The organism is Acidovorax sp. GW821-FHT09A11, assembly GCF_059418365.1.
Window position 1 is genome coordinate 56,787 of record NZ_JBWKPS010000004.1, and the last position, 15,299, is coordinate 72,085.

At 68.2% G+C, this 15,299-nt stretch carries 13 protein-coding genes and 1 pseudogene; 4 read left to right on the top strand and 10 right to left on the bottom strand.

Features of this window, described 5'->3' with window-relative positions; translation table 11 throughout:
- Positions 1-8 precede the first annotated feature (8 nt).
- The 5 genes and pseudogenes from AC07PV_RS11360 to AC07PV_RS11380 form a co-directional block, all read right to left on the bottom strand.
- A pseudogene (locus tag AC07PV_RS11360) lies at positions 9-1,226 on the bottom strand (MFS transporter).
- Between the two features lie 83 nt (positions 1,227-1,309).
- Complete coding sequence (locus AC07PV_RS11365) at positions 1,310-2,050, bottom strand: sulfite exporter TauE/SafE family protein (protein WP_494630284.1); 741 nt, start codon at positions 2,048-2,050, stop codon at positions 1,310-1,312.
- A 132-nt stretch (positions 2,051-2,182) separates the two neighbouring features.
- Positions 2,183-3,988: a WD40 repeat domain-containing protein gene (locus tag AC07PV_RS11370; protein WP_494630286.1), complete on the bottom strand. Its 1,806-nt coding sequence runs from the start codon at positions 3,986-3,988 to the stop codon at positions 2,183-2,185.
- A gap of 187 nt (positions 3,989-4,175) precedes the next feature.
- Complete coding sequence (gene ybeY, locus AC07PV_RS11375; RefSeq protein ID WP_494630287.1) at positions 4,176-4,637, bottom strand: rRNA maturation RNase YbeY; 462 nt, start codon at positions 4,635-4,637, stop codon at positions 4,176-4,178.
- A 57-nt stretch (positions 4,638-4,694) separates the two neighbouring features.
- Entirely contained in the window at positions 4,695-5,648 is a 954-nt protein-coding gene (locus tag AC07PV_RS11380) for a PhoH family protein (protein WP_218293107.1), read from the bottom strand.
- 81 nt (positions 5,649-5,729) lie between these two features.
- Here AC07PV_RS11380 and ruvA point away from each other — a divergent pair, with 81 nt between their 5' ends.
- Genes ruvA through AC07PV_RS11400 form a run of 4 tightly spaced genes read left to right on the top strand, consistent with a single transcriptional unit; the run spans position 5,730 to position 9,932 of the window.
- A complete protein-coding gene (ruvA, locus tag AC07PV_RS11385; protein ID WP_218340557.1) occupies positions 5,730-6,305 on the top strand; it encodes a Holliday junction branch migration protein RuvA in 576 nt (191 codons plus the stop codon).
- A gap of 26 nt (positions 6,306-6,331) precedes the next feature.
- On the top strand, positions 6,332-7,873 hold the full coding sequence (locus AC07PV_RS11390) for a trypsin-like peptidase domain-containing protein (RefSeq protein ID WP_218293109.1): 1,542 nt from the start codon (positions 6,332-6,334) through the stop codon (positions 7,871-7,873).
- A gap of 31 nt (positions 7,874-7,904) precedes the next feature.
- The gene (ruvB, locus tag AC07PV_RS11395; RefSeq protein ID WP_218293110.1) at positions 7,905-8,966 is read left to right on the top strand and encodes a Holliday junction branch migration DNA helicase RuvB; all 1,062 of its coding nucleotides are present in this window, start codon (positions 7,905-7,907) and stop codon (positions 8,964-8,966) included.
- Between the two features lie 54 nt (positions 8,967-9,020).
- Complete coding sequence (locus AC07PV_RS11400) at positions 9,021-9,932, top strand: hypothetical protein (protein ID WP_494602159.1); 912 nt, start codon at positions 9,021-9,023, stop codon at positions 9,930-9,932.
- Here the strand turns inward: AC07PV_RS11400 and AC07PV_RS11405 are convergent.
- The 5 genes from AC07PV_RS11405 to ttcA all read right to left on the bottom strand — a co-directional run bounded on the left by AC07PV_RS11405 (position 9,874) and on the right by ttcA (position 15,278).
- Positions 9,874-11,727 carry a lysoplasmalogenase family protein gene (locus tag AC07PV_RS11405; RefSeq protein WP_494630288.1) on the bottom strand — a complete coding sequence of 618 codons (1,854 nt, stop codon included), beginning with the start codon at positions 11,725-11,727 and terminating at the stop codon, positions 9,874-9,876. The genes AC07PV_RS11400 and AC07PV_RS11405 overlap by 59 nt on opposite strands.
- 85 nt (positions 11,728-11,812) lie before the next feature.
- Entirely contained in the window at positions 11,813-12,982 is a 1,170-nt protein-coding gene (locus AC07PV_RS11410) for a DSD1 family PLP-dependent enzyme (RefSeq protein WP_494630289.1), read from the bottom strand.
- Positions 12,966-13,604 carry a histidine phosphatase family protein gene (locus AC07PV_RS11415; protein WP_218340554.1) on the bottom strand — a complete coding sequence of 213 codons (639 nt, stop codon included), beginning with the start codon at positions 13,602-13,604 and terminating at the stop codon, positions 12,966-12,968. Before AC07PV_RS11415 ends, AC07PV_RS11410 begins: the two co-directional genes overlap by 17 nt.
- 60 nt (positions 13,605-13,664) lie before the next feature.
- The gene (locus AC07PV_RS11420; protein WP_494602155.1) at positions 13,665-14,276 is read right to left on the bottom strand and encodes a DUF4136 domain-containing protein; all 612 of its coding nucleotides are present in this window, start codon (positions 14,274-14,276) and stop codon (positions 13,665-13,667) included.
- Positions 14,277-14,339: 63 nt separating this feature from the next.
- A complete protein-coding gene (gene ttcA / locus AC07PV_RS11425) occupies positions 14,340-15,278 on the bottom strand; it encodes a tRNA 2-thiocytidine(32) synthetase TtcA (RefSeq protein ID WP_218340614.1) in 939 nt (312 codons plus the stop codon).
- Positions 15,279-15,299: the final 21 nt, after the last annotated feature.

The following is a 15,299-nucleotide window of genomic DNA, read 5'->3' on the forward strand; positions in this document are numbered from 1 at the left end:
GATAAGCGCTATGGCCTTGTTTCCTTCTTGTTTTCGAGGGAAACCAAGGGCGACACCGGCAGCACCCGGAACCCTGCCGACGCCAGCGCCAGCCAGGTGGCAATGGCCAGCATGACGGCCGTGTAGGCATCCCACCCCTGGCGCTGCGCCCAGGTGGCGACGATGCCTGTGAACCACTGCATCAGCGCCACCCCCAGGAACATCGCCATGGTCTAGGCCGACAGTGCCCGGCCTGTGAGCGTGGGCGGATAGGAGGCCCGCACATCGGCGTACTGCAGCACGCCGTAGCCCGACAGCAGGCCCATCAGCAAAATCAGCACCACGCTGGCCCAAGCGTTCCCGTGCAGGAACGCCAGCACGATGAACAGGCTCGCCATGAGCAGCGAGGCATTGCCGATCCAGCGCCTGCGGCGGGCGATGCCCGGGTCCAGCCGACCGCCCAGACCCGGTGCGAAGAGGGCAATCAGCGAGAGCCCCAGCGCAACGTTGCCACTGTCTACCAGCGAGAGGTGGTAGCGGTCCATCAGCAGCGGTGCCAGCCACAGGCCGCGCAATGACAGAAACGCGGCGTAGCCCGACATGCCCAGCAGCAGGATGCCCCAGGTGTGCGGCACCGTGAGCAACTGGCCAAAGCCCAGCAGCGCCTGGCCCCAGGTTTCGCGCTGCGCCGGGGGCGGCACCAGCGGGGTGGGCTCGTGCACGCGCAGCCAGATCAGCAGCCACGACAGCGCGCTGAGCACCGCCAACACGGCATAACCCGTGCGCCAGCCGCCGCCGTGTTGCACCAGCCAGGCCAGCGGCGTGCCGGTGAACAGCAGGCCCAGGCCACCCACACCCATCGCCACGCCCGACAGGTAGGCAAACCGCTCTGCCGGAAAATGCCGCGCAATGAACAGCGTGCAGGCCAGAAACGCGGGCGAGCAGCCCACGCCGATCAGCAATTGCCCTGCCATCAGCCAGGGGTAGGCCGGCGCGGTGGCCGAGAGCGCCGACCCCGCAACCGCCAGCGGAAACGCCGTGAGTACCGTGCGCCGCAGGCCGTACAGGTCCAGCCCCACGCCCATCAGCAACTGGGCCACGCCGAAGGAAAGGCCAAACAGCCCCGCAAACGCGCCCAGCGACCCTGGCGAGAGCCCGAAGTCCGCCGTCAGTCCCTGGGCCACCATGGCCGTGGTGGTGCGAAAGGCCTGGCTCAGTGCAAACCCGCTGAGCAGCGCAAGCAGCATGGCCCACAGCGCACGCGGTGATGGCCGGCCGCTGCCCGCGGGCAAGGATGGAGGCGCCGACGAGGACGGCAGGGGATTGCCGCTCACTGCCGCCAGAAGAACAGAGCGGCCATGACCAGCCCGGTAGCCACAATGCCCCAGCGCAGCACGTTGGCAGGCAGCTTGCGCGCTACGCGTGCACCGCCGTACCCGCCAGCGGTGGCGGCCACCATCATCATCAGCGCCTGCGGCCACAGCACCACGCCACCCGCCGCATAGATGAGCACGGCAATGGCTGTGAGCAGAGCCGACACCCAGTTCTTGAGGCCGTTCATGGCGTTCAGGTTCGTCTGCCCCAGCAGGCCGAACAGCGCCAGCAGAAGGATGCCCAGCCCGCCGTTGAAGTAGCCGCCATAGGCGGCCACCGCCAGCACGCCCATCGTGGCCTTGGCGGTGGAGGGTTTGCCGCCCGCCAGCATCCGGCGCAGCTGAGGCCCGAATGCAAACAGCGCCGTGGCCGCCAGCAGCAGCCAGGGCACCACGCGGCGGAAGGTGGCGTCGGGCGTGACCAGCAGCAGCGCCGCACCCGCCGCGCCGCCGATGAGCGACAACACCACTAGCAGCCGCATGGAGAGCCCCGGCGGTGGGGCGGTGTCCTCCCGAAACCCCCACGCCCCAGCCATGTAGCCGGGCAGCAGCGCGACCGTGCCTGTGGCATTGGCCACCACGGGCGGCACGCCGGTGAAGACCAGGGCGGGAAGGGTCAGGAAGCTGCCGCCTCCGGCGACGGCGTTGAGGGCGCCGGCGACGAAGGCGGCGGTGAGCAGCAAAGGGGTGTCGAGCATGCACCGATGGTAGGGGGTGGCGCTGCCGCCATTGGCGACGGCGCGGATGCAACACTTTTGCTTGCGACCACGTCGATGGGTGCCGGTTGCCATTGCGGCCAAGGCCGCACAACGACCGGCGCTTTCAGCGCCTCAGTACAGATAGGCTGCGTTGGGCACGGCGGGTGTTACGCCATCCGTAGCGCTGCTGGTGCCCACGGCCAGGGTGCTGGCATCACCGGAAAGCGCTACGCCAGCGCCGAAGCTCGCGAGTGCTTGCGGTTGGGGGGGCTTGAGATAGGCGCGGTGGCCCCAAGTCGTGCCGTCGCGGCGGTAGACATTGACGGCTCCGGCTGAATATAAGGCCTGGTTGTTGGGGTTGCCATTGATGCCAGAGGCGTTGCTGGCATCGTTGAGGTCGCCCACGGCGAGCGTGCGGCCGTCCGCAGAAAGCGACAACATGACACTGTTTGTAAAGAACCCGCCGGCAGCCTTGACCGGCAGTGCGGGCTGCTGCGTCCAGGCGTCCCCCGCCGTGCGTGTGAATGTTCGCAGCTGAACGTCAGTACCTCCAGAGCGGTCCAAGACGGCCAGTGTGCTTCCGTCCCTGGACATTGCAAAGGGATTGTGCGAAGCCGGTAGCACACCGGCGGCTGGAACGCGCCACACCTGCGTGGGTGCACTCCAGGCACCGCCGAGATGGGTCAGGACCGAGACGTCCTTGTCGGTGTTCGCCGCAAGCACGGTTCCGTCGCTGGACAGGGCTACAACCGCCCCGAAGCGGGCCATGGTCGGGTCGGCGCTGCTGCCTGGCAGGTGCGCCTGCTCGGCCCAGCCGCCGTTGTTGCGGGCAAAGGTGTGAACGGCTCCCACGCCGCCCCCAAAAATGGTTTCGCCGGTGAAGGAGAGCCCACCCAACACGGCGGCAGACCCCGGGGTGAAGTTAGCGCCTTCTTCGGGCGCTCCTACCGCCAGCAGGTTCCCGTCGGCTGACAGAGCCACGCTGAAGCCAAAGTGTTGGGGGGTGCAGGGAAATATAGCCGTGCCCATGATGTCCAGGCGGCTACAGGTTTCGACTTTCGCAGGCGTGTTGCGGGACTTGATGTAGGCCTGCTGGCTCCAGGTGCTGCCGTTGTCCATGAAGATATACGCAGCCCCCGCGCCATACGCGTCGCGGTTGGCCGCATCGCCGTTGATGCCGCGTGCATTGCTTCTTTCTTCCGGCGCACCCACGGCCAGCGTGCGACCGTTGGCCGACAGCGCCAGGCTGGCGCCAAAGGCCATCTTTGCGGCGGGACTGCTGCCTTCCAGTCGCGCCCGCAGGCCCCAGGCAGGGGTTGGCATGCCAATACCTGGCATGCTGCGGCTGAAGATGTACACCGCGCCCGCCCCTGCCAGGTCACCTGAACTGCCCTCGCGGGGCGAACCGACGGCCAGCGTTGCACCGTCGGCCGACAGGGCAATTGCGTTCGTGTAGGCACCAAATCGCTTGGTCGGATCGCCGCCAGCAAGGTCGAAGCGTCCTATGGCCTGGGTGAGGTCGGGTGTTACCGCGGCAGTGAACGGGCCGCAGCCGCTCGCGTCGCAGGCGCGCAGCCGGTAACTCGCGTTCACCCGCTCGTGCAGCAGCCCCCCAATCTGTAGAGGGAAGCTGGTGGCGTTGTTGGCGTTGGCGCTGCCGAACAGCGATTCGGATTGGGGGCCTCCCGCGCCATCAGGGTCCTCGAACAGTTCGTAGCGCATCGCGCCCGGGGTGACGGCCCAACCGAAGTTGTAGGTCTTGGGGCCGTAGCTCGCCACGCTGAAGCCGGAAGGGGCCGAGAGTCCGGCGGACTCCGATTCGCCACTGCCACCCCCGCACGCCGCCAGAACGAGTGGCGCCGCCAGCAGCAATGCGCGATGCAGGGATGGGAGGCCCGAATTTGCCATGGGGGCAGGGTGTCGCTGGAAATTGGCCACAGAGAAGACTCCTGAAAGAAAGGGGAAGACAGGCCGGGCGCGCGGCGGTAGTTCCGGCAGGTCTGCGAGACGCGCACTGGAGGAGTCAATCGTCGCTTATCAAGACAACGCCGGGCCCCGGCAGATTCGAGCACTTTGTACCAAATGGTAAAAATTGCGCCGCTGCCCTCGGCAGTAGGGATGGCGTTCAGGAGGTCGCGTACGGGTCGGCAAAGCCCAGCTCCTGCAGGATGTCGGTTTCGTACGACTCCATCTCCAGGGCATCCGCCTCGCTCGTCTCGTGGTCCCACCCCTGCGCATGCAGCGTGCCGTGCACCAGCATGTGGGCGTAGTGCTCTTCCAGGCTTTTGTTCTGCTCTTTGGCCTCGCGCTCGATCACGGGGGCGCACAGCACCAGGTCGGCAGTCACCACGGGTTCCTGCGTGTAGTCGAAGGTGAGCACGTTGGTGGCGTAGTCCTTCTTGCGGTACGCGTGGTTGAGCTGGCGGCCCTCGTCCTCACCCACGATGCGCACGGTGATCTCGGCGTTGATGGCCAGCGCGTGGCGGATCCAGCGCGTGACCTTGTGGCGCGGCAGCACGGCGCGGTGCGCCGCCGCGCCGTCAAATGCGCCGAATTGCAGCGACAGGGAGAGGTGATTCAAGGGCATTGGGGCCTCAGGCGCTTGATTGGAAAGCGCGGATAGCTATAGAAACAGGAGCAATGCTCAGCGGCGCGCAGCGGGCGCCGCACGGCGTGGCGCGTCGTATGCATCCACGATGCGCGCAACCAGCGGGTGGCGCACCACGTCGGCGGAGGTGAAGCGGGTGACGGAAATGCCCTTCACCCGCTTGAGCACGCGCTCGGCGTCGATCAGGCCGCTCATCGCGCCCTTGGGCAGGTCGATCTGGCTCACATCTCCCGTGACTACCGCCTTGGCTCCAAAGCCGATGCGGGTGAGGAACATCTTCATCTGCTCGGGCGTGGTGTTCTGTGCCTCGTCCAGGATCACGAAGGCATTGTTCAGCGTGCGGCCCCGCATGAAGGCCAGCGGCGCGATTTCGAGTGCGTTGCGCTCGAAGGCCTTCTGCACCTTGTCGTAGCCCATCAGTTCGTACAGCGCGTCGTACAGCGGGCGCAGGTAGGGGTCCACCTTCTGCGCCAGGTCGCCGGGCAGGAAGCCCAGGCGTTCGCCGGCCTCAACCGCCGGGCGGGTGAGCACGATGCGCTGCACGGCGCTGCGCTCCAGCGCATCCACGGCGCAGGCCACGGCCAGGTAGGTCTTGCCGGTGCCCGCGGGGCCGATGCCGAAGGTGATGTCGTGGCTGGCGATGTTTTCAAGGTACAGGTTCTGCGTGGGCGTGCGGCCGCGCAGGTCGGCCCGGCGGGTGTTGAGCACGATGGCGCCCTCGGGCGCCTCCACCAGAGCGGTATCACCCGCCAGCATGAGCTGCAGGTAGTCCTCGGTGATGGGGCGTTCCGCCATTTCGTACAGGGCCTGCAGCAGTTCCATGGCCTGCGTCGCCCTGGCCTTGGGGCCATCGACCTTGAACTGCTCATGGCGGTGCGCAATGCTCACCTGCAGGGCCACTTCGATGGTGCGCAGGTGCGCGTCGGCCGGCCCGCACAGGTGCGTGAGCCGGGTGTTGTTGTGGGGGGTGAAGGTGTGGCGCAGGATCACGCGGATAATTCCAGTCAGGCAACGGAAAAACAGCAAGAACGACGGCGCAGGGTGTCATGCCAGCGGCGTCAAAGGACATCAATGATAGGCAAATTGACCGGCACCCTGCTGGAGAAGAATCCCCCCGAGGTGCTGCTGGACTGCCACGGCGTGGGCTATGAGGTGAATGTGCCCATGAGCACGTTCTACAACCTGCCCGCCGTGGGCGAGCGGGTGAGCCTGCTCACCCAGTTCATTGTGCGCGAGGACGCGCAGCTGCTGTATGGCTTCGCCACGGCGCCGGAGCGCCAGGCATTTCGCGAGTTGATCAAGATTTCGGGCGTGGGGCCGCGCACCGCGCTGTCCATCCTGTCCGGCATGGGTGTGGCCGACCTGGCGCAGGCCATCACGCTGCAGGAAGCGGGCCGCCTGGTCAAGGTGCCGGGCATCGGCAAGAAGACGGCCGAGCGGCTGCTGCTGGAGCTCAAGGGCAAGCTGGGGGCCGACATGGGGGCCGTGCACGGTGGCGCCACCAGCGACGCGCAGGCGGATATCCTCCAGGCATTGCTGGCGTTAGGGTACAACGACAAGGAAGCCGCGGCGGCGCTCAAGGCGCTGCCGGCGGACGTAGGGGTAAGTGACGGGATCAAGCTGGCGCTGAAGGCGCTGGCCAAGTAACGGGTTCAACCGGAGGGATAACCGAGATGACGTATCGCGCTTCGTTCAAATTTGCCGGACTGCTGGTCGCGCTGGCCATGGCGGCTTGTGGCGGCGGCGGCGGGGGGGATTCACCTGCAGCGCCCCCGGTGCCGACCACCCCGGCCGGCCCGGAACAGCCTACCACCCCCACCGTTCCCGTCACGCCAACGCCGGTGAGCACCGACCGTATCGAGCCGCTCGACACGGGGCTTCCCAAATCCGCCAGCAGCGCCGGAGCCAAGGTCGCAGTGCGTAGCGGCACCGCCGTGCAGGCGACGTCCATCCGCCTCGGCCCGCTGGAAGGCGACACCCAGGCCCTCGTGAAGAAGGCTATGCAACCCGCGGGGCTCACCAAGGGTGATCCCCAGCAGATTGGTGTGGCCCGCCCGGTGGCAGCCACCGCCAAGGCGCGCGACCTGATGGGCCAGCTCAATTGGCAGCCGGTAGGTGCGGGCCTGCAGCGGGCCGCCATCAGTTTCACAGCAGAGGGCGCCCTCGGCGTCCGGCTGGGGCTGGTGGTGCGCCAACTGCCCGCTGGTACGGTGCTGCGTTTTTACGCCCAGGCCGGCGGTGATTCGGTGCAGGTTTCGGGCGCCGAAGTGCTGCGCAGCATCCAGCGCAACCTGGATGCCGGCGACACCGGCGATGCGGCACGCACCTATTGGAGTCCGGATTTTGGCGGGGCCGAGACCACGCTGGAGCTGGAGGTTCCCGTGGCCGCGCGGCTGGAGCAGGAACTGGACATCGCGGTGCCCATGCTCTCGCACTTCTTCGTGTCGCCCGACCAGGCCACGGCCGCAAGCTTTGCCAAGGTGGGTGAATCCGGCACCTGCAACATCGACGTATCTTGCAAGCCCGAACTCAGCGCCGAAAGCCGATCGGTGGCGCGCATGGTGTTTGTCGTCGAGGGCGGCAGTTTCCTGTGCACGGGCACCTTGCTCAACGACGCCCCGTCGAGCAAGAAGCCGCACTTCCTGTCGGCGCACCACTGCATTTCCACCCAGACGGTCGCATCGTCCCTCACCACCGACTGGTTCTACCGCTCGTCGGCCTGCAACAACGCTACCGCAAATCCCGGTACGCAAAAGGTCAGGGGCGGCGCAGAGCTGCTGTTTGCCGACTCGCAGACTGACACGTCCTTCATGCGCCTGAACAGCGCGCCGCCGCAGGGCGTTGTGTATGCGGGTTCGTACGTCGGATCCGTGAACACCTCCGCCGCCGTGGTGGGCATCCACCATCCCCGTGGCGACCTGCAAAAGACGAGCGCTGGCTCGGTGGCCCAGTTCAGCTATTGCAGCGGCGAACGGTGCTTCCCCGAAACGCAGCAGGACGGAAAGTTCTACGCGGTGGGATGGACGGAGGGCACGACAGAGGGCGGCAGCAGCGGCTCCGGCCTGTTCTTCACCATCGGCTCCAGGCGGTACCTGGTCGGCCAGCTCTACGGCGGATCGTCCAGTTGCGCGGCGCCCACGGGCCTTGACCACTACGGGCGCTTCGACCTGCCTTTCAAGCTGGCTCTCAAGACCTGGTTGATGCCCGGTTCCTGATGCCGGAGACGGCGAGAGCGCACACAAAAAGATGACCATCCAGACCGACGATTTCGCCCCTGCGCCCTCCAAACGCGTGATCTCCGCCGCGCCCGCATCGCCTCAGGAAGAAGCCATTGAACGCGCCCTGCGCCCCAAGCTCCTGCAGGAGTATGTGGGCCAGGCCAAGGCGCGCGAGCAGCTCGAGATCTTCATCGGCGCGGCGAAGAAGCGCGGCGAGGCGCTCGACCATGTCCTGCTGTTTGGCCCGCCGGGTCTGGGCAAGACCACCCTCAGCCACATCATCGCGGCCGAACTGGGCGTGAACCTGCGCCAGACCAGCGGCCCGGTGCTCGAAAAGCCCAAGGACTTGGCGGCGCTGCTCACCAACCTGGAGAAGAACGACGTTCTCTTCATCGACGAGATCCACCGCCTCTCGCCCGTGGTCGAGGAAATCCTCTACCCCGCGCTGGAGGACTACCAGATCGACATCATGATCGGCGAAGGGCCCGCGGCGCGCAGCATCAAGCTCGACCTGCAGCCCTTCACCCTGGTGGGCGCCACCACGCGCGCGGGCATGTTGACCAACCCGCTGCGCGACCGCTTCGGCATCGTGGCGCGGCTGGAGTTCTACACGTCCGAAGAGCTGGCGCGCATCGTCAAGCGCAGCGCTGGCTTGCTCAACGCGCCCATGGACGACGAAGGTGGTTTCGAGATCGCCCGCCGCTCGCGCGGCACGCCGCGCATCGCCAACCGGCTGCTGCGCCGCGTGCGCGACTATGCCGAGGTCAAGGGTGACGGCCGCATCACCAAAGGCATTGCCGACAAGGCGCTGGCCATGCTGGACGTGGACCCGCAGGGCTTTGACGTGATGGACCGCAAGCTGCTCGAAGCCGTGATCCACCGCTTTGACGGCGGTCCCGTGGGCCTGGACAACATCGCCGCCAGCATCGGCGAAGAGGCCGGCACCATCGAGGACGTGATCGAGCCCTATCTCATCCAGCAAGGTTTTTTGCAGCGTACGCCGCGCGGGCGCATCGCCACGCTGGCGGCATTCCGGCACCTGGGGGTGGCGCCGCCCAGCGCCGGGGCGCCGGGGTTGTTTGGCGCCTGAGAAGCCTCCTACCGACCTTCACGTCCGCCGCCGCCCAGGCCGCGCAGCACCGCCATGTCAACACCGCGCAAGCATCCCAAGAAGAGCGACCGACGCCGCCAGCTGCGCGCCGAGGTCCGGACGCGCGCTGCGCGGGGCTGGGCGGGGTCGGACGGACCCGTGACCGTGCCCGAGCAACAGTTCCTGCGGTCCTGCGCCGTGGCCTTGCTGGCGGGCACGGTCGCATTGCATGCGCTGGGCGCGCTCATCTATGGCCAGCTGTCCATCTTTGTGCTGGAAGGCTTTGCCGACCTGCGCGGCCGCGTCGCCGTGTGCGCGGCGGTGGCCGAGGCCGCACTGGTGGCAGGCCTGGCACTGCACCTGATCGACGGCCACAGGCGGGGCAGGACGACCGCCGCGTGGTCGCACCGCCTGCTGGTGTGGCGTGCCAGCGCCTACATCCTGTTCGCCGTGCTGGTGCCGGTGACCTTTGTGCTGTGGATGGTGGACAGGCCGCGCTTCTCCATGGACCTGCCTGCGCAGCGCTGGCCGGGGCTGGCCGCGCAATCGGAATGGCTGTTGGCGCCCTTGCCCTGGGCCTGGCATTGGCTGCTGCCGGTGGCCAGCGACCGCCTGCAGGCCTGGCTGGTGGCCGGTGCGGTGCTGGCCGGTTGCCTGGGTGTATGGTGCACGGCAGGCTCCACCAAGCGGTGGCGCACCGGGTACGCCTTCTATGGCCTGGCGCTGGTGCTGACCGGGTTCTGGGCCCTGGGAGGCGCCGTGTACCACTACACCGCCGGGCGGGGCTTGATTGCCGTGCAGGAAGCGGCCATGGCCGCCCTGCTGCAGGCGCGGCCTGGCTGGTACAACGCCGACACCCTGCTGTGGTTGCTGAGCGCCGGCTCGTTCACCCTCGCCGGTGTGCTGTTCATTGCGGGTGCGGCGTACATTCCGGCCGCAGCGCTGGCCCGCACGTGGTCGCATTAGCCACGACAGGAACAGAAGCAACAACGACCGGCGGGCTGTCAGGCGCCGTGGCCTCGAGCGCAGGCACCAGCAACGCCTTCAGCACCCCCGCCACGATGCACGCCTGCGCCACGTAGTAGGTGCCCAGCACCCACACCTGCGACCACGGCAGGGGCTGCACGAAGCGGTGGGTGGCCAGCAGGGAATCGCTGAGCATGAAGAACACCGCCCCCACCGCCACCAGCACCGACGCTCCATCGCGCAGCACGCTGGCCCGCCCGATGGCCTGCGCGGCCATCAGTGCAATCACCAGCACATAGGCTGCCACCGGCCCCCGCAGCGCGGCGGGCAACCCGCCCATCCACAGAAAGGCATACATCGCCACGCCGACACCGAGCGTGCCCGCCAGCGCGCCGCGGTGCGGAAACCACCGCTGGCCGTTCTTGAACAGCGCCACATAGAACAGATGGGCCACCAGGAAGCTCACCAGTCCGGGGATGAAAAAGCCCTCGAACATCAGAAACACATCGCCCGCCAGCGACCCCGCCAGCGCGGCACCCAGCAGTGCCAGGGTTTTTGATGCAAATCTGCCCCTGTCGCTTGACTGGTAAGCGCTGGCAGCTACCAAGACAATAGCAATCACCATGGTCAGCGGCTTGAACACCCAGTGCCACTGCACGAACCCCAGCGCGCTGGTGGCCGTGGCCAGCGCGCCGCTTTGCAGCACCAGGGCCATCAGCATGCCGATGCGCCCCTGCATCACCGCGCCCAGCGCCCACTGCGCGACCAACAGCGTGGCGAACCAGACGGCGTTCCTGGCCAGCGGCGCGCTGTCGGCCTGCCACAGAAAGGCCGCCACCCCCGTGAGCAGCAGCGCGAACTGCACCAGCGCGAACCACTGCACCGCGCGTGCCATCGGCGGGTGGTACAGCTGCATCTGCGCCATGCTGAATGCGGGCTTCGGAAAACGCTCTGCCACATCGGCGGGCCGCCAGCCCGGGGGCTTGAGCCACACCCGGAGCTTGTCGGCCCAGCTGCGCGCATGCCAGCTGTCATGCGCCAGGCCCGCGTACACCTGGGCATTGGCCCACAGCGGGTCCCAGCTCTTGAGCAGGCCGCGCGTGCCGTACACACAGGGCTCCTGCGCGTCTTCGTCTTTGAAGGTGCCGAACAGGCGGTCCCACACGATGAGGATGCCGCCGTAGTTCTTGTCGAGATAGGCGTCGTTCACCGCATGGTGCACGCGGTGGTTGCTGGGGCTGCAGAACCAGCGGTCGAACCAGCCCAGGCGCCCCACCTGCTCGGTGTGCACCCAGAACTGGTAGAGCAGGTCGATGAGCGCCACCACCGCAAACACCAGCGGCGGCACGCCCGCCAGCGCCATGGGCACATAGAAGATCCAGCCCAGCGCTGCGCCAGAGCTGGTCTGGCGCAGCGCGGTGGACAGGTTGTAGTCCTGGCTCTGGTGGTGCACGGCATGCGCCGCCCACAGCACCGCCGACTCGTGCCCCATGCGGTGCAGCCAGTAGTAGCACAGGTCGTAGAACACCAGCGCCAGCAGCCAGCCGGGCAGGCTGGTCCAGAACGCGTCGTTGCGCCACAGGGCCACGTGCTCGAACAGGGCGGTGTAGATGCCAATGCGCAGCAGCCGCGTGAACACGGCGCTCGTCTGGCTGAGCATCCCCAGGCTGATGCTGCTGACCGCGTCGGCCAGCCGGTAGGTATTGCGCCGGCGCCGGTAGCCCACCACCAGCTCGATGGCGATCAGCAGGAAGAAGACGGGGGTGGCGAGAACGATGATCTGGCTGGGGCTCACTGGATTCCCTCGGTGCTGCGCATTGCGGTGCGAGCTGGCTGGCGCGGCCCGGTGCGGCGCTCATGCCGCAGCATTCTTGCCCCAATCAGGTCAACGCGCCTCTGGCATCAACCCTGATGATGCGCTCGACCACGCCCGCGGCCAGGCCGCCGCGCACCCCGATCATGAAGTCGTGCAGGTTCACCGTGGGGTCGCAGTGCCCCGGGATGAGCCACAGCATGCGGCCCAGCGCGGGCAGGCGGGCCTTGGGGCCATCGGCGTGGAGCACGCCGTGTTCGTCGCCTCCATTGGAAAAGCGCAGCGCGCGGTCCGGGGGCAGCAGGGCCACGGTGGGCAGGCCGGAGTCGATGGCGTGGCTCTTGTGGCCCGCGTCGCACACCGCATGGGTGTCGCGCACCGATACCACCTGGGTCTTGATGAAAAGCGCGTGCTCGAACGGGGGCTGCGCGGGTTCGCGTTCGTTGCGCGCGTAGTCGGCGTCCATGAACAGGAAGGATCCCGCCTGAAGCTCGCCGAACACCCCGCTGGCCGCCTCGTGCACCAGCGTGCCGGTGCCCGAGCCCGTGACCAGCGGCACGGGCACGCCGGCGGCCTCGATCAGCTGGCGCGTGTGTTCCGCGGCGCGCACCACGGCGGCGATGGCCTCCCTGCGGCCCACCGTGCTGGCCAGGTGCTGGGCACGTCCGTGGTAGGCCTGCAGCCCCGCAAAACGCAGGCGGGGGCTGCGCGCCACGGCCAGTGCCAGCGGCACGGCGGCCTCGCCCGGCGGCACGCCGCAGCGGCCCTGGCCGACGTCGATCTCGACCAGCACGTCGATGCCCGCGTCGCTGCCGGATTGCGCCATCGCCTCGTTCAGGCGTTCGATGCCCTCCAGGTGATCCACCGCCAGGCCCAGGCGGCCCCCCCGTGCCGCCAGCAGGGCCGCCAGCCGTGCCACGCGGTGCAGCTTGGGCATGGCGATGACCTGGTTGGTGATGGTGATGTCGTCCACGCCGCCCGCCGCCAGGGCCTCGGCCTCGGCGACCTTCTGCACGCACGCCCCCTGGGCGCCCGCGCGCTGCAGCTGCAGCGCGAGTTCGGCGCTCTTGTGCAGCTTGGCATGGGGGCGCCAGCGCACCTGGTGCTTGCGCGCGAAGTCGGCCATCCGCTGGATGTTGCGGTCCATGGCGTCCAGGTCGATGACGAGGGAGGGGGTGTCGATCAGGTCCACCCGCAGGCCGACGGTGGCCTGGAGGGCGTCAGGAATGGGTTTCATCGCGCGCTGCGTTGTCCAGGTGCTGGGTGTCGGCCCAACCCACGAGGGTCAGGCCATCCGGGGTCCACAGCAGCCGGTTGATGGCCGCGTTGGAGAGTTGCCAGGTGCGCGGCGCCTGGATGTCCTGGCGGGTGGCCAGGCGGTACAGCACGTCCAGCACACCGCCGTGCGCCACCATCACCACCTGCTCGCCCACATGCTGCTGGGCCAGGGCCGTCACGGTGCGCTCGATGCGCTCGCGCAGCGCCACCAGCGATTCGCCGCCCTCGGGCGTGTAGTGCGGATCGCGCTTGCGCCAGCGCAGGGCATCTTCGGGCAGCTCGGCCTCGATCTGCGCGAAGGTGCGCCCCTGGAAATGCCCGAAACTGCGCTCGCGCAGGCCGGGCTCCGCCGTGAGGGGCGCACCGGTGGCGCGGGCCACGGCCTGGGCCGTGGCGTGGGCGCGCTGCAGGTCGCTGGTATAGATGGCGGCGATCGGCTCGCCCGCCAGGGCGCGGGCGACCTGGTCGGCCTGCCACAGGCCGGTGTCGTTGAGGGGGATGTCCAGGTGGCCCTGGATGCGGGTGTCCACATTCCAGGCGGTTTCGCCGTGGCGGATGGCGACGATGCGGGTGGCGTGCATGCAGGTGGCGGTGTGTGTGGGCGGGCGGGCGGAAAAGAAACAGTGTTTGGTGAGCGTTCTTCAGGGCGCGGGCGGCGCCAGCGGCAGCCGCACCTGGCGTACCCCGCCGGGCGGCTTGGGGAATCCGCTGAGCGCGGCATCGAACAGCACGCCATAGACGGCCGGGTCGCTCACCCACACGTCCTCGTGCACGGCGGAGGTCTCGTACACCACGGCCTGCGTGGCCGCGTCGCGCAGCACGATGCTGACCGCGCGGCGGTGCAGGGGCGTGGGTTCGCTGAACCGCCAGGCGCCCTGCATGCCCCAGCCCCGGCCGTACCAGCCGCCAAAACCCCAGGGATAGGGGCCGTAGGGGCCGTACGGACGGAAGGGGTCGTGGCGCGGCACGGCGTCGGCGTGGGCGCCGATCTGCACGAGCAGCCGGGGGGCGGTCTCGTCGCGCTGCAGGCCCGCGCGCGCCAGCGCCTGGTCAGCCAGGGTGGCGATCGGGTCGAACGACGGCGTCTGTTGCGATGGCAGGCGCTCGATGCGGTAGGTGGCGGGCGTGGGCAGGGCCGCCAGGGTGGAAAAGCTCTGCACCTGGCCCTCGACGATCCGGGGGGCGCTGCTGCAGCCCATCAGGACGGCCGCGGCCGCATGCAGGAACAGGGTGGAAATCCATCGGCGCGTCATGGTGAAGCCTCCTGGGCGGAAGGAAAAGGGATTCCCGTCAGAGTGCTGCGGCACCCGGGAGGTTCACGACAGCTGGACCACCTGCACACCCGGCAGCGAGGGCGACGGCGCCGAGAACTCCTCCTTGTCGAAGGCCTTGTCGCCGTCCTCGTTCGCCACGCCCGTGGCCTTGGCATTCTTGAAGTCGTACAGGCCGCCGTCGAGCAGGTGCGAGGGCACCACGTTCTGCAGGGCGTTGAACATGTTCTCCACGCGGCCGGGGAATTTTTTCTCCCACTCGCGCAGCATCTCGCCCACCTGCTTGCGCTGCAGGTTCTCCTGGCTGCCGCACAGGTTGCAGGGGATGATGGGGAAGTCGCGGTGCGCGGCCCAGCGGGCGGTGTCCTTCTCGGCCACGTAGGCCAGCGGGCGGATCACCACGTGCCTGCCATCGTCGCTCACCAGCTTGGGGGGCATGCTCTTCATCTTGCCGCCAAAGAACATGTTGAGCAGCAGGGTCTGCAGGATGTCGTCGCGGTGGTGGCCCAGCGCGATCTTGGTGCAGCCCAGCTCGTCGGCTACGCGGTACAGGATGCCCCGGCGCAGGCGGCTGCACAGGCTGCAGGTGGTCTTGCCCTCGGGGATCAGGCGCTTGACGATGCTGTACGTGTCCTCGTTCTCGATGTGAAACGGCACGCCGGTGCTCCGGAGGTACTCGGGCAGCACGTGCTCGGGAAAGCCGGGCTGCTTCTGGTCGAGGTTGACGGCCACCAGGTCGAAGTGGATGGGCGCCCGCGCCTTGAGCTTGAGCAGGATGTCGAGCAGGGCATAGCTGTCCTTGCCGCCGGACATGCAGACCATCACCTTGTCGCCTTCCTCGATCATGTTGAAGTCGACGATGGCCTTGCCGACCTCGCGGCACAGGCGCTTCTCGAGCTTGTGGGTTTCGCGCTCGATCTTCAGTCGTGCCGGAGCGCCGGCCTCTGGCACCGCGGGCGCGGCGGCCTCGGGCACGTCCGCCATGGCCCAGGTGGAATCCGGCCG